This is a genomic window from Sphingomonas phyllosphaerae, assembly GCF_029623345.1.
In the GTDB taxonomy this organism is placed as follows: Bacteria; Pseudomonadota; Alphaproteobacteria; order Sphingomonadales; family Sphingomonadaceae; genus Sphingomonas; species Sphingomonas phyllosphaerae_C.
Genome location: NZ_JAPYKH010000009.1, coordinates 53754 through 72153, shown reverse-complemented (window position 1 = coordinate 72153; position 18400 = coordinate 53754). Strand labels below are relative to the sequence as shown.

Genomic DNA, 18400 nt, shown 5'->3' with positions numbered 1-18400 from the left:
TTGGTGCAGGTGGCACCGCGACACGGCGCGCCGGTCGGCAAGGCGCTGCAGGAGCAAGATGATGCCTTCGAGAATCTGGGGTGGCGCGAAGGGGGCTAGCGACCGCCGCAAGGGTAATCAATGCCGCGATGCACGCGACTGGCGCGGCGCGGCCGAGGCGTACGCCCGCCACCTCGCCGCGCAGCCGACCGACCGGCCGATCTGGGTGCAGCTGGGCCATGCGTGGAAGGAGCAGGGGCTGCTCACCGAGGCGGCCGACGCCTACCAGGCCGCTGTCGACCTCGATCCGCGCGACGCCGACGCCAACATCCATCTCGCCGACGTGCTGCGGCGGCTCGGCCGCGGCGAGGAGGCACTGGCCGCCTATGAGCGGGTCAACGCGGTCGCGCCCAGCACCGAGGCGCTGCACCATGTCCGCCTGCTGCGCCGCGACACGCGCTCGACCGTGGCGACGAGCCTGGGCGACGGCACCGTCTTCTTCGCGATCCAGGACCTGTTCGGCTATCTCAAGGCGCATGTGACGATGTCGGGGATCCAGCGCGTCCAGGCGGGGATCGCGCTGCACGCGATCCGCGACGGCGACGTCGACGTCCGCTTCATCCTGGGCAGCGCCGGTGCCGACGCGCCGGCGCTGCCCGCCGGCGAGTTCTGGATGGTCGACAATGCGGAGCTGCTGCGCGTGATCGACTATGCGTCGAGCCGGCAGGTCGATCACGAGACGTTGCGCGCGATGCTGATGGCGTGCGAGGACGCCGCGGTGCGCGTGCGCCCGGCGCGCGGCAGCACGATCATCCTGCTCGGCGCCTTCTGGGGGCTGGGCAACAGCATCCAGCCGCTCGCCCGGTCGAAGCGCGACGGCGTCCGCCTCGGCGCCTATGTCTATGACATCATCCCGGTGACGCACCCGGAATTCTGCGACGAGGCGCTCGTCACCGATTTCACGATGGCGATCTGCGAGCTGTGCGCCACCGCCGACTTCCTGCTCACCATCTCGGACGCGACGCGCCACGCGCTGGCCGCCTTCATCGCGGAGAACGGCGGTCGCACGATCCCGATGGAGACGGTGCCGCTGGCGCATCACCTCACCCGCGAGGCCGATCATTCGGTGCCCTGGCCCAAGCAGCTGCAGCGGGTGAAGGGGAAGCGTTACGTCGCTTATGTCTCGACGATCGAAGGGCGCAAGAACCACCTCTACGTCGTCAACGCCTGGCGGCGGCTGATCGCGGACGGGGTCGACGTGCCCGAACTCGTCTTCGTCGGCCGGCACGGCTGGAAGATCGGCGCGCTGACCGACGTGCTCAAGACTACCGGCAACCTCGGCGGCCGGCTGCACATCGCGCACAACCTCTCCGACGGCGAACTCAACGCAGTCTATGCCGGCTGCGACTTCTCGGTCTTCACCAGCTTCGTCGAGGGCTGGGGCCTGCCGGTCGGCGAGAGCCTGTTCCACGGCCGCCCGTGCGTCGCGTCGAACACCTCCTCGATCCCCGAAGTCGGCGGCGACCTGATCGACTATGTCGACCCGTTCAACCTGACCGAGGGGGTCGCGGTGTTCCGCCGCCTGATCACCGATCGCGCCTATCTGCGCGAGCGCACCCAGGCGATCCGCGACCGCTTCGTCGCGCGCACGTGGCGCGATGTCGGCGCCGACTTCCTCGAGAAGGTGAAGCGCCACCGCGAGGATCCGGTGCGGCCGTTCGACGTGCGGCTGCGCGAGGGCGAAAGCTTCTCCTTCCAGGTGTTTCCCGGCGACCGCGTCGACGTGCGGCGCTACTTCCGCCAGCTCAACCGGCTCCAGGTCAACTCGGACGCGGTCTATGCCGCGGAGAACCACGGCATCTGGCTGCGCGGGTCGACCCCCGCGGTCACGATCGCGACCGAGCTGCCGCCGGGCGAGGGGGTGTTGGCCTATGTCCGCTTCTCGATCGCGCCCGGCGCGCTCGACTGCCGCCTCACCGTCTTCGACCAGGTGGCGGAGGCGGAATCGGCGTCGATCGCGCTGCGCGACCTCGATCGGGGCGGGGGCGGGATCCGGCTGCCGGTGCGCGTCGGGGAGGACGGCGAGATCCGGCTCGGCTTCACCGTCACCGGCAGCTACGCGCTGTTCAGCGAAGACAAGCGCGACTTCGCGATCGGGCTACGCTCGGTCGGCTACGCGCGTGCCGACAATATCCTCGGCCGCCAGGAACTGCTCGAGGCGATGACGCTGCGCGACCTCGCGGCCTGAGCGGCGCCGCGGTGAGGACGCGATGACCGCGCCGGCACCGGATCCGCGACCGCCGATCTGCGTCGACGGGCGGCTGCTCGACGACGGCGGGGCGGGGACCGGGGTGGCGCAATATGCCCGCACGCTGATCGCCGCGCTGCGCGACGCGGGGCGCGCGCCGCTCGTGCTCGAGAGCGGCGGCGCCGCGGCGCGGCGGTCGCGCCCGGCCAAGTTGCTGGCGGCGGCACGGCCGTGGCCGCGCGCCGCGCGCGCGGGCGGACAAGGCTTCATCCTCCCTGACCTGTTCCGCGAGGCGCAGGTGTTCTTCGACCTCCACGCGCGCCCGATGCCGGTGCGGGTGCCGGGGGCGGGCGGCGTAATGCACTGGACCTATCCGTTGCCGCTGCGCCTGGTGGGGTGGCGCAACCTCTACACCGTGCACGACGTGATGCCGCTCGATCCCGCGATCCCGAGCCCGGTGAATGGCGCGCGGCTGCGCCGCCTGCTGCACGCGCTGCGCGCCGCAGGCGGCACGTTCGCGACCGTCTCCGCCGCGGCGCAGCGGCAGATCGTCGAGCGGCTCGACTGGCCCGAGGCGGCGGTGCGCTGCTGCCACCAGGGGGTGGACGTCGCCGGAGCCGCGACGGCGGCGCTACCGGATGGCCTGCGGCCGGGCGGCTATCTGCTCTATGTCGGTGCGGTCGAGGCGCGCAAAAACCTGCTTCGCCTGCTCGACGGCTATCGTGCCGGCGGGATCGCGACGCCGCTGGTGATCGCCGGTCCCGACGGGCTCGGCGCCGACGCGATCGACGCGCGGATCGCCGCGACCCCGGGCGCGATCCGGCTCGGGCTCCAGCCGCGCGCGACCGTGCTGGCCTTGATCGCCGCCGCGCGCGCACTCGTGCTGGTGTCGCTCTCCGAGGGCTTCGGGCTGCCGGTGGCGGAGGCGATGGCGCTCGGCACGCCCGTTCTCGCCGGCGACGTCCCCGCGCTGGCGGAGGTCGCCGGCGGCGCCGCGCTGCTGGTCGATCCGCTCGACCGCGCCGCGCTGGCCCGCGCGCTCGCCGCGATCGATCGCGACGCCGCGCTGCGCGCGCGGCTCGCCGCGCTGGGCGAGCGCCGCGCGGAGCACTTCGCGCTCGCCCCCTATGCACGGCGCCTGTTCAGCCTGTACGGCACGGCATGAGCGACGACGGCGCAGCGCCCCTCCGGATCGGCATCGACGGCTATAATCTCGCGCTGCCGCAGGGCACCGGGGTGGCGACCTACGGGCGCAACCTCGCCGCGGCGGTGCGGTCGCTGGGCTACCCTATCGACCTGGTCTTCGGGGTCACGATCCCGCGCAAGGCCGACGCGGCGTTGCGCGAGTCGCTGTTCTTCGGCCAATTGGGTGCGGACGCTCCGGCGCGGCTGTCGCTGCGTCGCAAGCTGCGGCGGTGGCGCGTCCACCCGCTCGCGCACGAGCTGATCGCGGTGCCGGTGACGGGGCGGGCGCTCGCGGCGGACGGCGCGGACCGGCTGCCCGCGTTCGACCGGCTCTACAATCTCAGCGAGATCTTCGACGTCTGCGCGCGCCATTTCCGCCGCTACGGCCGCTTCATGACGCTGCGGATGCCCGACCCGCCCGCGATCATGCACTGGACCTACCCGCTGCCGCTCCGGCTGGCGGGCGCGCGCAACCTCTACACGCTGCACGATCTCGTCCCGCTGCGCCTGCCCGGCGCCAGCCTGGAGGACAAACGCTATTACGACATGCTGGTGCGCGCCTGCGTCGCGCGCGCGGACCAGATCGTGACCGTATCGGAGCGGTCGCGCGACGACATCATCGCCCTGCTCGACGCCGATCCGGCGCGGGTGACCAACTGCTATCAGTCGAGCGACATGCCCGCGCTGCGCGATCCGGCGGCGCTGCCCGACCGGCTGCGGCGGCTGTTCGACCTCGACATGCGCGGCTACTTCCTCTTCTTCGGCGCGATCGAGCCCAAGAAGAACCTCGGCCGCGTCATCCAGGCCTATCTCGAGGCGGACGTCGCGACCCCGCTGGTGATCGTCGGCAAGGAGGCGTGGCACGCCGAGCGCGAGCTCAAGCTGCTCGGCGCCGCGCACGGCCGTCGCCTGCCCGGCGCCGAGCGGATCCGCCGCATCGACTATGTCCCGCGCGCGCTGCTCACCGACCTGCTCCACGGCGCGCGCGCGGCGCTGTTCCCGGCGCTGTACGAGGGCTTCGGGCTGCCCGCGCTGGAAGCGCTCGCCGCCGGGGTGCCGCTGCTGTCGAGCACCACCGGCGCGCTGCCCGAGATTAACGGCGCGGCGGCGCTGGCGGTCGATCCTTATGACATGGACGCGATGGTCGCCGCGATCCGTCGGCTCGACGGCGACGCCGCGCTGCGCGCGGAGCTGGCCGCGGCCGGACCGGCCCGGGCGGCGCATTTCTCCCAGGCCGCCTTCGCCGACAGGATCGGTCAACTTTACCGGCAGGTTGCCACACGCTAGGCGCACGGCGACAGGCGGTCGCGCGGATTGGCGCGGGCGCGGCGGGGCCGTCGGCCGTGGTGGAGTGAGGGAATGCGGGTTGAACGCTCGGTGCGGATCGCACCTCCGGGGCTGGCGTTGGTGCTGGCGGCGGTGTCGGTGAGCGGCTGCGCCACGCTGCCGCGCAACGGGCCGACGGGCAAGCAGATCGCGCACGACGCGACGCGCCGGAACGACATCGGCTTCCAGATCGTCGACATCTCGCCGCAGAACATCGCGGCGCTGTCCACCGTCGACACGCCGACGGGCGCGCTCGCCGCGCTCTCCGCCGACGGCACGGTCGACACGCTCGGACCGGGCGACGTGCTCGCGATCCAGATCTACGAGGTCGGGGTCACGCTGTTCGGCGGACGCGCCAGCCTCGCCGGTGCGGGGGGCAGCGCCGCGGCCGAGGCGGCGCCGTCCGCCACTGCCGAGGCGATCGGCGACGGTGGGGTGATGGTCGATCGCGACGGCAACATCACCGTGCCCTATGCCGGCACGATCGCGGTCGCGGGCCTCACCCCGGCGCAGGTGCAGCGCCGGATCGTCGACGCGCTGCGCGGCAAGTCGCAGAGCCCGCAGGTACTGGTGTCGCTGCGCCGCAACGTCGCCAACACGGTGGTGATCATGGGCGCGGTCTCCAACCCGCGGCGGCTGCCGCTGACGCTGGCACGCGAGCGACTGCTCGACGCCATCGCCGAGACCGGCGGGATCAGCCGCGCGACCCAGACCGGCGCCTCGACCGCGACCGGCACCGGCGCGCAGGACGCGATCGTGCGCTTTACGCGTGGCAGCCGCACGGTGGAGCAGCCGCTCGACACGATCGTCGCCGGCTCGCCCGACGACATCATGCTGCTGGGCGGCGACCGGATCGAGCTGATCCGCCAGCCGCGCACCTTCACCGTGTTCGGCGCGATCGACCGGATCTCGCAAATCCCGTTCGAGAGCCGCACGCTGACGTTGGCCGAGGCGCTGGCGCGCGCGGGCGGCCCCAACGACAGCCGCGCCGACCCGCGTTCCGTCTTCGTCTTCCGCCTGCCCACCGGCACCGCCGCTCCCGGCGTGGCGGCGGCCGCGGCGGACCCGGCCGCCCGGCCCGTCGCCTATCGGATCAACATGCTGCAAGCGCAGAACTACTTCTTGGCCCAGCGGTTCGCGATGCGCGACAAGGACGTGGTCTATATCGCCAACGCCTCGGCCAACGAGCCGCTCAAGCTGGTCCAGGCGCTCGGGCAGCTCTTCTCACCGGTGATCGCGGTGCAGAACGCCACGCGGTAGCGCGGGGGCCGCGATCAGGCGGCATGTTCTCTCACCCCCGCCGCGATCAGCCAGCCGATGCCATAGACCAGCAGGAGCGCGAGGAAGGTCGTGGCGATGATCTTGATCCGCTGCGGGTAGAGCGCGCGCACCGGCAGGTTGGCGTCGACCACCGGCACCACGAACAGCTGCTGGCGTCGCGCGTCGTCCTGCGCCTTCACCAGTGCGGCCGAGGCGATCTCGAGCCGCTTGCCTGCGATCTCCTGCCGGATCTTGAAGCCCTCATACGCCCCCAGGCCCGATGCCACGTTGCCCGGCCCCTGCGACAGGCGCCCCGTCTCGGCCGCGACCTGGCGCGACAGCGCCGCGACGCGCTGGCGGACCGCGACCAGCTGCGGGCTGTTCGAGGCCAGCACCGCGGCCATCGACGCCTCCTGCGCCCGCGCCACCGCGAGCTGGCCCTGCAGCTCGGTCACCATCCCCGTCCGCGCCGTGCCGGTGATCTGCGGGTTGAAGTCCTGCTCGTCGCGGCGGAAGCGGGTGATGCGCCCCTGGACCTGCGCCACCTCGGTCTCGGCCTCGGCGACGCGCCGCTGCGACAGCGCCACCGCATTGGCGTAATTGCGGCGGTTCAGCGCGTTGACCCGCTCCTCGCCGAGCTGGAGCAGCTCGCGGATGATGCGGTACGAATCCGCCGGACGGAAGCTGCGCACGCGCAGCGTGGTGATGCCGGTCTCGGTGCTGACGTCGACGTCGGCCTTGCCGTCGAAATAGCGCTGGAGCTGCTCGGGGGTGGGCGCGGCGAACCACAGGCGCGAGACGAGGTCCGCCTCGGGCCGACGATAGCGCTGGACGAGGCCGACGCGCGCCTGCAGCGAGCCGACCGCGTCGTGCGACTTGAGATAGTCGGCGATCAGCAGCGCGTCGCGCTCGGACGAGGCGCCGCCGACCAGCGTCAGCGCCTGGCCCAGCCCGCTCGGCGCGGCGGGCTGGTTGTCCGCCGAGCGGACCACGAAATGCGCCTCCGACTCATATTGGTCGGCCGCGATGAGCGTGAAATAGGCGGCGACGACCAGGGTGGGCAGCAGCACGACGAGGCACCAGTTTCGATGCGCGCGCAACCAGCCGAGCAGCCCGGCCCGGCCCGTGGGGGAAGCGATAGACAAGACGGATACCTTAGCGGAGGTGAATGCGACGGCGCGTCGCCCGGATGGACACGAGCCCGGCGTAGGTCAGTAACAGGCACCAGGCGACGACATAGCCTATGTCAATATACGTGTCCTTGGCCGGCTGGAACTGCCCGTAGCGCAGCAGCTCGAAGATCGTCGGCATCGGGAACCAGGTCAGCCAGGTGCGATAGGGCTGGGGGATCCACGACAGCTGGTAGAAAGCGCCCGACAGCGGCATGAGGATATAGGTGATCGGGTGGACGAAGCGCGCCACCAGCCTATTGTCGTGCGTCCAGGCGCAGATCAGCAGCGAGATCGCGAAGGAAAACCAGAACATCAGGCCGACGCCGACCAGCAGCTCGAGCGGGCGCGCCGGGAAGGTCGCCATGCCGATCGCGCTGACGAACGCGATCAGGACCATGTATGTCACGAGCGTACCCGCGCCCTCCAGCAGCGCGCGCGCGAACATCATGTCGAAGATGGTCACGCGCCGGTGGTAGAGCAGCGGCATGTTCGATTCGAGCGCGCCGTCGGCGCGGGTGACCATGCCGCGGAACATGATGAAGATCGTGTAACCGAGGATCGCGAAGGGGACGGGATGGATGCTGGTCGCGTGCGCGGTGCCGCCGCCCACGTGCAGCAGCGCCACCGCACCGGCCAGCGTCATCGGTTCCAGGAAGATCCACAGGTAGCCGATGTTCTCGCGCCCGTAGCGGGTGTGCAGCTCGCGCATCAGCAGCGCGCCGATCACGTCGCCCTGCACCTTGAGGCCGCGCCAGAAGCCGCGGTCGCCGGTCGACCCCGTCGTGTCGGAGACCATCGTCACGCGCGGATTCCCGCCGAGCGCGCGGCTGCGGGGGTCGCTGCGCCGCGACCGGGCGCCGGCAGGTCGATCATGTTCGCCTCACTCACTATCGCCCCTTACTCCGCTCGGTCGTCCAGCGGCAACAGCGCGCGGACGGGAGGCGCCCAAGGGCGCGATCGAACGCGGGCGGTCGCCTTTTCGCGCGCGCTGACCTATGGGCGCGCCGATGCATCGTCCCTCCTTCCTGACGCGCCTCGGCGCCCCGCTGCGCCGCCGCGCCGCGGTCGATCACGGCACCCGGCTGTTCCACCTCGATCACCTCCGCACGCACGGGCGCCAGCGCAACGAGGCGGTGATCCGTCGCCTGTGCGCCAACGCCTATCTGGGCGGCGGCCGGTCGCTGTGCCGCGTGCTCGGGCGCTACAAGATGATCGTCGACACCAACGACGTTGGGCTGTCGAGCCACCTGCTGCTCGACGGTTATTGGGAGATGTGGCTCACCGAATTGCTCGCGACGTTGGTCAAGCCGGGCATGAACGTCGTCGACGTCGGCGCCAATCTCGGTTATTTCTCGTTGCTGATGGCCGATCTGGTCGGGTCGGGCGGGCAGGTGCATGCGTTCGAGCCCAACGCCGACCTCGCGCGCCGCATGACGCAGAGCCTCGCGATCAACGGCTTCGACGCGGTCGCGACGGTGCACGAACAAGCGCTCGCCGACGCCGAGGCCGACGTGCTGCTGGTGGTGCCCGCCGACGAACCCAAGAACGGTCACCTGCTGCCCGCCGACCACCCGGCCTCGACCGATGCCGCGACCGAGACCCGGCTGATGCGGACGCGTCGGCTCGACAGCTACCCCGCGCTGCGCGACGCCGATCTGATCAAGATCGACGCCGACACCTCCGAGCAGGCGATCTGGCACGGCATGGCGGGGATCCTCGCCGCCGGCCGGCCGCTTACGATCGTGCTCGAGTTCGCCCGCGCGCGCTACGCCGACCCCGGCGCGTTCGTCGACCGCATCCTCGCCGACGGCTTCTCGCTGGCCGAGATCACGCTCGAGCGGGGCGTGCAACCGACCACGCGCGCGGCGATCCTCGCGGCGCCGCCGAGCGAGGACGTGATGCTGCTGCTCGTGCGCTGACGCACCCGCCGCTCACGCCGCTGCGCGCGCGACCTCGACACGGGTGACGGTGACCTCGCCGGCGAGCGGCACGAGCGCGACCTCGACCGCCGCGGCGACCGCCGGAAGCGCGCACATCAGGACCAGCGGCGTCTCCGGCGCGGCCTGATGGTCGCTCTCCACGCCGGCGAGGCGTATCCTGACCGCGACCGGGTGGGGCGCGGCGGCGACATGGACGCGCAGCTCGTACCCGGCCGCGCCGCCCCAGTGGAAGCGGAGCGCGGCGTCGTCCCGCTCGATCGCGCAGCCGTCGCGCCCGGGCGCGCGCCAGCCGTGGCCGTGCCGGAGCGCCTCGCCCAGCGCTTCGGTCGCGCCGACCTCGCCGCGCTCTTCCCACGGCGCCAGCGCCAGGCTCCAGCTCCCCGCCGCGGCGAGGCGCGGCAGCGCGTCGCGCGGGCCGACGCGCGCGGCCTGGGCGACGAGGTCGTGCGCGATGTGACGCCAGCTCCGCGGGGCATAATCGGCGCGGATCGCCTGCTCGGCGGCGTGCCGGGTCGGCGCGTCCAGCAGGGCCAGCGCCGCGGCGGCGATGTCGGCGGGCGCCGCCGGGTCGAAGTAGCGGGCGAAGCGCCCGCCCGCCTCCGGCAGCGACGAGACGCGCGAGATCGCGGGCACCTTGCCGTAGGACAGCGCCTCCGACACCGGCAGCCCCCAGCCCTCGTAGAAGCTGGGGTAGAGCGCGAACAGGCAATGTTCGTAGAGCGCCGCCAGCGTGTCGTCGGGGACGCCGTGGAGGATGACCACCAGCCGCCCCAGCGCCGGATGGTCGCGGCGGAACTGGTGCAGCTCGTCGTTGAGCCAGCCGCGCCCGCCGACGCAGACGAGCCGCGGCACCGCCGCCTCGCCCAGACGCTCGGCGAGCGCGAGCCAGGCCTGGAACGCGCCGAGATGGTTCTTGCGCGGCTCCAGCGTCGAGACCAGCAGGACATAGCCGCCGGGCTCGAGGCCATATTCCCGCACTGCCTGCTCCGCCGCCGCGTCCTGGCGGAAGTCGCCGTCGAGGCGGACGACGGGGACGGCGTCGCCCGGCACCGGCGCCTGCCACTCGGCCGAGACGCGTAGCAAATCGCGGCGGGTCGCCTCCGAGATCGCCAGCACGCCGTCGGCAGAATGGAGCAGCGAGCCGAACCAGGCGCGATAGTCGCGCACCAGCGAGCGCACGAACCAGCGCGGCTCGATCAGCGGGATCAGGTCGAAGAGCAGCGGGACATAGACCGTCGCGTCGCGCGCGCGGGCGGTGCGGACGTCGAGCAGGTAATTGCGGTCGGCCCAGGAGGTGCCCAGGTTGACCAGCACGGTCGCGGGCGCGAAGCGGACCGTGCGCGCGACCGCGATGCGGCGGTAGAGCAGGTCGAGCTCGCGCGTCCAGGCCGGGTCGGTGACGTCGTCGCTCTGTCGCGCCAACCGGCAGAGCCGCCCGAAGCGGTCGGGCGGCAGCCGAATCCAGCCGCGCCGCGCGCTGGCGTAGAGGCAGAAGACCGGCGGGGGCTCGGTCGCGCCCTCGAGGCACGCCAGCGACACCTCGATCTGGACGCGTTGGATCCCGGTCGGCAGGCGCCGCTGCCCGAAGAAGGCGAGCAGGTCGGTGACGTCGAACACGGTCGACCCGGCGGGCAGCTGCGCCGGCGCTTCCGCGGCGGCGTCGGCGGGATCGATGTGGAGCACCTCCAGCACGGCGTCCCACAAGGCGGGTGCGACGCGCTCGCGGTCGGGCATGAGGCGGACGAGCTCGGCCACCGCCTGCAGGTTGGCGGGATCGCGGCGCAGCGCGGCGACGAAGTGACCCGCGGCGTCGGCCGGCTGGCGCCACGCCTTGGCCATGTGGCCGAGCCGCAGCAGCGGCTCGGCGTCGTCTGGGCGCAGCCGTGCCGCCGTCTCATAGGCCGCGCTCGCGGCATCGATCTGGCCGGCCTCCTTCTGCATATGGCCGAGCTGGACCCAGATATGATGCAGCCCCGGCTCACGTGCCAGCGCGCGCCGGTAGGCGACCGCGGCGCCGGACCAGTCCTGGCCCGACCTGGCGGCGTTGCCCACGCGGATGTCGCGCGCGGTGGCGCGCCCGATACGCACGCCATTGGAGCGCGGGCGCAGCGGCCAGCGCACCGCGACGGCCTCCCACCAGTGTCTGATCGGTCGCATCCCGTCTCTGCCGTCTCGTCTCTGGGAGGATGGGGCGAGCGCCCCGAGCCGGTCCCGCTACCACCGGACGCCCGCTCCGCTCAACCGTGCGCCGTCGCGCCCGCCCGCCCGGTCGCTCGCTCGCTCGCGGGCGCGGATAACGGATTGCGATGGATCTCGATCGTTTCGTATAGGCGGCCGGTGCAGCAGCCTCCCGTCCGCCTCCTACACCCGCGTCGCTTCGGCGACGCGCGCGGCTGGTTCAGCGAGACCTACAATCGCGACACCTTCGCCGCGCTCGGCATCGGCTGCACCTTCGTGCAGGACAATCACTCGCTGTCCGAGCCGGCCTATACGCTGCGCGGGCTGCACTTCCAGACGCCGCCGCGGGCGCAGGACAAGCTCGTCCGCTGCGTGCGCGGGCGCATCTTCGACGTGGCGGTGGACCTGCGCCGCGGCTCGCCGACCTACGGGCGATGGGTCGGCGCCGAGCTCAGCGCGGCCGACGGCGACCAGCTCTTCATTCCGGTCGGCTTCGCCCACGGCTTCGTCACGCTCGAGCCCGGGTGCGAGGTGGTCTACAAATGCTCGGACACCTATGCGCCCGCGCAGGACGGCGGCATCGCCTGGGACAGCGCCGGCATCGACTGGCCGATCCCCGCCGGCATCGTCCCCGAGCTGAGCGCCAAGGATCGGGTGCAGCCGACGCTCGCCGCGTTCGACAGCCCCTTCGACTATGACGGCCGTCCGCTGACGCCGCTCGCCTGAGGACCGTTCCATGCGCATCTTCGTCACCGGCGGCGCCGGCTTCATCGGCTCGGCGCTGGTCCGCCATCTGATCGACGACACCGAGCACGAGGTGCTCAACTTCGACAAGCTCACCTATGCCGGCACGCTGTCGACGGTGGAGCGCGTCGCCGCGTCCAACCGCTATCGCTTCGTCCGGGGCGATATCGGCGACGCCGCGGCGGTGCGCGCCGCGATCGCCGAGTTCCGCCCCGAGGTGATCACGCATCTCGCCGCCGAGAGCCATGTCGACCGCTCGATCGACGGCCCGGGCGCGTTCGTCCAGACCAACGTGGTCGGCACCTATACCATGCTGGCGGAGGCGCGCGCTTATTGGTTGACGCTGGACGAGGCCGCGCGCGCCGCCTTCCGCTTCCACCATATCTCGACCGACGAGGTCTATGGCTCGCTCGGCGCCGAGGGGCTGTTCACCGAGGAGACGCCCTATGACCCGCGCTCGCCCTATTCGGCGAGCAAGGCGGCGTCGGACCATCTCGTCAGCGCCTGGGGGCATACCTATGGCCTGCCCGTGCTGATCACCAACTGCTCGAACAATTACGGGCCGTATCACTTCCCCGAGAAGCTGATCCCGCTGATGATCGTCAAGGCGCTCGGCGGCGCGCCGCTGCCGGTCTATGGCGCGGGCGACCAGGTGCGCGACTGGCTCTACGTCGAGGATCACGTGCGTGCGCTGCGCGCCGTGTTCGAGCGCGGGCAGGTCGGCCGCACCTACAATGTCGGCGGACACAACGAGAAGCAGAACATCGAGGTGGTGCGCACCGTCTGCACGATCCTCGACCGGCTGCGCCCGCGCGCCGACGACGCCAGCTATGCCGCGCAGATCACCTCGGTCGCGGATCGCCCCGGCCATGACAAGCGCTATGCGATCGACGCGTCGCGGATCGGCGACGAGCTCGGCTGGCAGCCGCGCGAGACGTTCGAGAGCGGCATCGAGAAGACCGTCCGCTGGTATCTCGACAACGAGGATTGGTGGCGCCCGCTCGTCGCGGCCAAGGCGGCCGAGCGGCGCGGCGCGGCGTGACGCGCCCGGTCCTCGTCACCGGCGCGACCGGCCAGCTGGGCGACGCACTGCGCCGCGCCGCCTGGCCCGAGGGCTTCGCCGCGGTGGCGCTCGACCGCGCCGCGCTCGATCTCGCCGACCCGGGCGCGATCGCGGCCGCGGTCGCCGGGCGGCGCTGGGCGGCGGTGATCAACGCTGCGGCCTATACCGCGGTGGACAAGGCCGAGAGCGATCAGGTCGCCGCCTGGCAGGTCAACGCGCTCGCCCCCGCCGCGCTCGCCGCCGCCTGTGCGCGCGCCGACGTGCCGCTGGTGCAGGTGTCGACCGATTACGTCTTCCCCGGCGACCGCGACGGCGCCTGGGAGGTCGACGACGCGGTCGCGCCGCTGGGCGTCTATGGCGCCTCCAAGCTGGGCGGCGAGCTGGCAGTGCGCACCAGCGGCGCGCGCCACGCGATCGTCCGCACCGCCTGGGTGGTATCGGCGCACGGGCACAATTTCGTCCGGACGATGCTGCGCCTGGCGGCCGAGCGCGACACGCTGCGCGTCGTCGCCGACCAGCGCGGCAGCCCGACCGCGGCGGCCGACCTCGCCGTGGCGCTGGTGCGGATCGCGGTACGGCTCGCCGACGATGCCGCGGCGCCGACCGGGACCTTCCACTTCAGCAACGCCGGCGCGACCAGCTGGGCCGGCTTCGCGGAGGAGATCTTCCGCCAGTCGGTTCGACGCGGCGGACCCAGCGCGGCGGTGACGCCGATCGCCACCGCCGATTACCCCACGCCCGCGCGCCGCCCCGCTAACTCGCTGCTCGGCCTGGACGCGATCGGCGCGGCATACGGCATCCACCCGCGGCGCTGGGAAGCGGCGTTGGGCGATATCCTCAACGAATTGATCGGAGCACCGAAGTGAAAGGCATCATCCTTGCCGGCGGGTCGGGCACGCGGCTTCACCCGGCGACGCTCGCGGTCAACAAGCAGCTGCTGCCGGTCTATGACAAGCCGATGATCTATTACCCGCTGTCGGTGCTGATGCTGGCGGGGATCCGCGACATCCTGATCATCTCCAGCCCGGAGTTTCTTGGCAATTATCAGCGGCTGTTCGGCGACGGCGCGGCGCTGGGGCTGCGCATCGCTTATGCCAAGCAGCCGCGCCCCGAGGGGCTGGCGCAGGCCTTCACGATCGGCGCCGACTTCATCGGCGACGACGCTGTCGCGCTGGTGCTCGGCGACAACATCTTCTTCGGCGCGCATCTCACCCAGCTGCTGGCGAGCGCGGTGGCGCGGCCGCACGGCGCCACCGTGTTCAGCTACCGGGTCGAGGACCCCGAGCGCTACGGCGTGGTCGAGCTCGGCGCGGACGGGCGCGCCATCAGCCTGGAGGAGAAGCCCGCCGTTCCGAAGTCGAACTGCGCGGTGACCGGGCTGTATTTCTACGACAACCGCGTCGTCGGCTATGCCCGCGACCTCAAACCCTCGGCGCGCGGCGAGCTGGAGATCACCGATCTCAACCGGCTGTACATGGAGGCGGGCGAGCTCCACGTCGAGCAGATGGGGCGCGGCTACGCCTGGCTCGACACCGGCACGCACGACAGCCTGCTCGAGGCGTCGGAGTTCGTGCGCACGCTCCAGCACCGCCAGGGCATCCAGATCGCCTGCCTCGAGGAAATCGCGTTCGAAATGGGCTTCATCACCGCCGATCAGGCCCGCGCGGCGGGCGAGCGCTTCGCCAAGACCGCGTACGGGCGCGCGATCCTGCGGGCGGTCGAGGGGCAGCGCTGAGGCGCGTACGCGGCGCCTTCGATGACACTTCTCCACCTCTTTCGCACGTCTCCCGTCTTCGCGCTTCGAACGCCTGCGAGGGAGCCGTAGAGGGCGGACATGCCCCCTTTCGAGCTTGAGTAAGTGCGCAACACTCAATATTCGTACGCACCTGATTGAGCAGCAGGTTCTCAGACTATCTGCAGCGAACCCGTGCAAGTTATCTCAGACGCCCGAGCATCGAAATCACCGATCGATAGCCTGACAAAGCCATTCTTGTTGAGGAGTCGCACCAACTTGCCGCTTTTATCATGCGGAACGACGTCGCATCCGTAGATGTCGCCGAAGAGTCGCACCGTTCCCGAGGCATCCTGGACGGAGAGTATGTACTTGGCGAACAGCGTCGCTGGACGCCAAGCAATGGCAGTGTCGATGAGGACGGTGGCGCCCACTCCCTTCGACGTCGTCACCACGCACATCGGCACGGTGCCCTCGACCGGATTGCCCGTGTCACCACTTCGCACCAACGGCAGCGTGCCGGCGCTCACCGACGACCGAGTCCGAATATCCGTCAGCGAGCTTCCGGTCTGACCAGATTCGAAGACCGACCTTGTGTTGCTTGAGATCTGCCAATTGTCCGGAAAGGCGGGTGCGGCGTCGTTCCGGTACGGCGCCTCGAAGCGGACGAAATTTCGCGGGCCGCTCACTTTCATCAAGTTTCGCGCTACACCCAGCTTGGCGAAGCCCGCGTTTGGCACACTGACGACGTAATTGGATGACTGCCACTCTCCCATGAGCGTCGCCGTCGTATGTTCACCGCCATCATCGAATATGGTATCGACATGGTTGAAATAATTGCTGTTCCAGTTGGCAGAGCAGACCCCGGCCCGTCTCAAGTCGAAAGCGTGCCCGGTGACAGCTTCATAATAGCCGCCGCGAAAGTCCATGCCGAGGCAGTCGCCGATCAGCCTCACCGCGGTGGTTCCCCCTTCGAAGCTGTAGCCATCAAGGATGACGGCCGATGCGCCATCCTCGATGCACAGCCCGTACTCGGTGACGGCACTCAAACGTCGTAATGTTACAGCGTTCGTCTGGTCGATGAAGTGGAAAGTTGGGATCGCGGCATCGCTAAAGCCGACTGCAGAGACAGAGTCGAGCAGAAGAAAAAAACAGCGCTCGAACCTGCCAAACTGTACACAGTTTCGAGAAACGATATCTCGAAGGAAGCAGCCCTTACCGAAATTACGTAAGTGGAAGGCGCGGTAACAATCCTCGATCCTTCCGTTGAAGACTGCCGCACCGGTAACGATTTCGGTTTCTGGCGCGCTGCCCAAGTTCGACCTTATCTCGCCGTCGTGAAGCACGCCACTTACAAATAGAACGTCCTGCGGACGCCGTCGCCCCAGAAGCAATTGCCCATTGAGATCGATGTGGACGCACGATGGCAGAACGATCGGTCCGATGATGCCATATCCCTCGGTCGAGGCATCAAAGATGAGGGTTCCGCCGCCACTCGCGGCGACATGGAGTATCGCGGCGTTCAATGCCGCGGTGTTGTGAACGCCATCGTGCTCGGACCTTACGCCGAAACTGCTTACCATGGTCGTCGCGTTGCCGCTGCGAAGCGGCATCGCCTTCTGGTCGGTCCCGGCGTTCACCCGCTCGGGAAGAGCGGCGACAGCGAGAGCGGTGGTAAGTGCAACGCGTCGTGACACTGGCGATCCCGGCTGGGGTGGCACGATCGCGGTCACGTCGCGACCTCTTTGCCCCGGGCGTCAGCGCGGTCGGCCACGATGCGCCAGAACGGCGGCGACGTCCAAACGCGCCACAGGCTCGCCACATGCCAGCGCATATGCTGCAGCGACGCGCGGCTGGCACGTCGCGCGGCGTGTATCACGTGTAGGTCACGGATAACCTCGACCCTGCCACCAGCGACCCACCATCGTGCGGAGAGATCGTAATCTTCGCAGTACAACCTGAACCGCTCGTCGAAGCCGCCGATCGCCCGGAACGCAGCGAGCGACGAGATCAGGAACATGCCCGCAAGCCAGAAGAAGGTCTGCTGCTCAGGGTCGGCCTCCCAGCCACCAGCGGAGCGACGATGGCGACGCAACAGGTTGAGCGGGGAGAGGTTCGCGCGGATCGAGTCCTCAAGTGCGCCGTCTGGCGCCAGAACCACTGGCGCCCGCAGTACTGCCGGGACAGCGTCCCAGTCGAGTCCAACGATCCGTACCAGCGTGTCCGCATCAGGAAGGCGTATATCTGGATTGACGATGAGAAAAAGGCGTCCCTGCGCGAGCCGGGAGGCGGCGTTGTGGTTTGCCCCAAAGCTAAGCGGCCGGGCGTTGCGAGTAACCATGATCCGAAGGTTCGGAAAACTGGCGGTATCGAAATCCTCAGCGATATTCAGCGTCACTATGATAAGCCAGCTATCGATCGACGTCTGCCGCGCCAGGTCGGCGAGCAGTGAATGAAGCAGGGCGCCATGGCCGTGGCTGACGACCGATAAAGTGCCTTGTAGATCGGTGGTCACGGTCGTGTCGTCCTAATTAGTAAGGCGTAACTTTAAGCCACTTCGCGGCCTGCGCGGCCAAGCGCGCGAGAAAAGGCCGGCGAGCGACTGCGACTTGAACCTTGGTTCGGACCGACAGATGTTTCATCACCTCTCGTCGCCGCGCCAATCGATTGAACCCCGCCGCGTCGGCTAGTCGCCAGCATTCTCGGCGTTCAAGGGGATCATCGACCCGGAAGGCCGACAGCAGTAATAGATGAGCTATGAAGCGCACGACATGGGCGCCGAAGGCAATCTCAACCGGCTCCTGCGCGAGACGATGGGCGAACAAGGCCCGCTCTCTCGCGAAAAGGTCAGTCGCGATCCGAATGTTCCGCGCTGACATGCTGCGGGTAGTGCTCGCTGGGCGAGTGGTGGCCCAATACAACATGTCGGGAATGTAGAGAACCTTCCGGACACAATAGGCTACGTGTCTGGAAAACAGAGTATCCTCGTAAGCGCGCAAGGGGGGAAACAGGATATTATGCTCGCAGAGGAATGTGCGATCATAGGCCTTGTTGCAAGGCGACGAAAGAAAATCGCGATCTAACAACGCGTCTATAAAAATACTGGGCGGCTCTCCATACTTCCTTCGACTGACCGAACGCGAAGCGACGGTTTGACCGGTACTTGTCCTGAATCCTATACCGAACGAGATGACGTCAGCGTCGTCGGAGATGAAACATGAATGCAGGATCTCGCACGCGCGACTCTCAAGGGTGTCGTCGCTGTCAAGAAAAAGTATATACCTTCCCCTTGCATGGGATAAGGCAAAATTGCGGGCGACGCCCTGACCCTCATTTTCCTTCTGGAACAACGTCACCCTTGTATCTCGAGCAGCTATTGCGGCGCATGCTAGAGTACTTCCATCCGTAGATCCGTCATCGACGACAAGAACCTCCAGCCTGCCTTCGGTCTGCTTGAGCGCACTCTCAAGGCACGATGTAACGTAGTCTTCCGTATTATAAACCGGAACGATGATGCTGAAGAGGATCTCCTCCTGCGGTGCCGAACTATGGTGTCTGGCGTGGCCGGCCATC

15 protein-coding genes and 1 pseudogene are annotated in these 18400 nt (G+C 69.4%); 10 read left to right on the top strand and 6 right to left on the bottom strand.

Annotated features, from left to right (window positions below; translation table 11 throughout):
• Positions 1 to 58: 58 nt before the first annotated feature.
• From QBJ89_RS10720 to QBJ89_RS10705, 4 genes are all read left to right on the top strand, one after another.
• On the top strand, positions 59 to 2227 hold the full coding sequence (locus QBJ89_RS10720) for a glycosyltransferase family 4 protein (RefSeq protein WP_277980505.1): 2169 nt from the start codon (positions 59 to 61) through the stop codon (positions 2225 to 2227).
• 22 nt (positions 2228 to 2249) lie between these two features.
• A complete protein-coding gene (locus QBJ89_RS10715; protein WP_277980504.1) occupies positions 2250 to 3392 on the top strand; it encodes a glycosyltransferase in 1143 nt (380 codons plus the stop codon).
• On the top strand, positions 3389 to 4699 hold the full coding sequence (locus tag QBJ89_RS10710; protein ID WP_277980503.1) for a glycosyltransferase family 4 protein: 1311 nt from the start codon (positions 3389 to 3391) through the stop codon (positions 4697 to 4699). The genes QBJ89_RS10715 and QBJ89_RS10710 overlap by 4 nt, the downstream gene beginning before the upstream one ends.
• A gap of 72 nt (positions 4700 to 4771) precedes the next feature.
• Complete coding sequence (locus tag QBJ89_RS10705) at positions 4772 to 5998, top strand: polysaccharide biosynthesis/export family protein (protein ID WP_277980502.1); 1227 nt, start codon at positions 4772 to 4774, stop codon at positions 5996 to 5998.
• Positions 5999 to 6012: 14 nt separating this feature from the next.
• On the opposite strand, the gene QBJ89_RS10700 is transcribed toward QBJ89_RS10705, so the two are convergent.
• Together QBJ89_RS10700 and QBJ89_RS10695 are read right to left on the bottom strand one after the other, a co-directional pair.
• Positions 6013 to 7143, bottom strand: a complete 1131-nt coding sequence (locus QBJ89_RS10700) for a lipopolysaccharide biosynthesis protein (RefSeq protein ID WP_277980501.1) — start codon at positions 7141 to 7143, stop codon at positions 6013 to 6015.
• Positions 7144 to 7153: 10 nt separating this feature from the next.
• On the bottom strand, positions 7154 to 7966 hold the full coding sequence (locus QBJ89_RS10695; RefSeq protein WP_277980576.1) for an ABC transporter permease: 813 nt from the start codon (positions 7964 to 7966) through the stop codon (positions 7154 to 7156).
• 211 nt (positions 7967 to 8177) lie between these two features.
• Here QBJ89_RS10695 and QBJ89_RS10690 point away from each other — a divergent pair, with 211 nt between their 5' ends.
• Positions 8178 to 9089, top strand: coding sequence for an FkbM family methyltransferase (locus QBJ89_RS10690; protein WP_277980500.1), 912 nt, complete (start codon positions 8178 to 8180; stop codon positions 9087 to 9089).
• Positions 9090 to 9101: 12 nt separating this feature from the next.
• Here QBJ89_RS10690 and QBJ89_RS10685 read toward each other — a convergent pair whose 3' ends face one another.
• On the bottom strand, positions 9102 to 11267 hold the full coding sequence (locus QBJ89_RS10685; RefSeq protein ID WP_277980499.1) for a glycosyltransferase family 4 protein: 2166 nt from the start codon (positions 11265 to 11267) through the stop codon (positions 9102 to 9104).
• A 180-nt stretch (positions 11268 to 11447) separates the two neighbouring features.
• On the opposite strand from QBJ89_RS10685, the gene rfbC reads away from it, so the two are divergent.
• The 4 genes from rfbC to rfbA are packed head-to-tail and all read left to right on the top strand — an operon-like array spanning position 11448 to position 14830.
• Complete coding sequence (gene rfbC, locus QBJ89_RS10680) at positions 11448 to 12014, top strand: dTDP-4-dehydrorhamnose 3,5-epimerase (RefSeq protein WP_277980498.1); 567 nt, start codon at positions 11448 to 11450, stop codon at positions 12012 to 12014.
• Between the two features lie 10 nt (positions 12015 to 12024).
• Entirely contained in the window at positions 12025 to 13074 is a 1050-nt protein-coding gene (gene rfbB, locus QBJ89_RS10675) for a dTDP-glucose 4,6-dehydratase (RefSeq protein WP_277980497.1), read from the top strand.
• Positions 13071 to 13961, top strand: coding sequence for a dTDP-4-dehydrorhamnose reductase (gene rfbD, locus QBJ89_RS10670; RefSeq protein ID WP_277980496.1), 891 nt, complete (start codon positions 13071 to 13073; stop codon positions 13959 to 13961). The genes rfbB and rfbD overlap by 4 nt, the downstream gene beginning before the upstream one ends.
• Positions 13958 to 14830 carry a glucose-1-phosphate thymidylyltransferase RfbA gene (gene rfbA, locus QBJ89_RS10665; protein ID WP_277980495.1) on the top strand — a complete coding sequence of 291 codons (873 nt, stop codon included), beginning with the start codon at positions 13958 to 13960 and terminating at the stop codon, positions 14828 to 14830. The genes rfbD and rfbA overlap by 4 nt, the downstream gene beginning before the upstream one ends.
• Before the next feature lie 170 nt (positions 14831 to 15000).
• Here the strand turns inward: rfbA and QBJ89_RS10660 are convergent, their stop codons facing one another.
• Positions 15001 to 16560, bottom strand: coding sequence for a hypothetical protein (locus tag QBJ89_RS10660; protein WP_277980494.1), 1560 nt, complete (start codon positions 16558 to 16560; stop codon positions 15001 to 15003).
• Entirely contained in the window at positions 16557 to 17342 is a 786-nt protein-coding gene (locus tag QBJ89_RS10655; RefSeq protein ID WP_277980493.1) for a glycosyltransferase, read from the bottom strand. Before QBJ89_RS10655 ends, QBJ89_RS10660 begins: the two co-directional genes overlap by 4 nt.
• A 235-nt stretch (positions 17343 to 17577) precedes the next feature.
• Between QBJ89_RS10655 and QBJ89_RS10650 the strand changes: the two genes are divergently transcribed.
• Positions 17578 to 17703: a hypothetical protein gene (locus QBJ89_RS10650; RefSeq protein ID WP_277980492.1), complete on the top strand. Its 126-nt coding sequence runs from the start codon at positions 17578 to 17580 to the stop codon at positions 17701 to 17703.
• A 279-nt stretch (positions 17704 to 17982) separates the two neighbouring features.
• On the opposite strand, the pseudogene QBJ89_RS20210 reads toward QBJ89_RS10650, so the two are convergent.
• Positions 17983 to 18399: pseudogene (locus QBJ89_RS20210) on the bottom strand (glycosyltransferase family 2 protein); the annotation flags it as partial.
• Between the last annotated feature and the right edge of the window lies 1 nt (position 18400).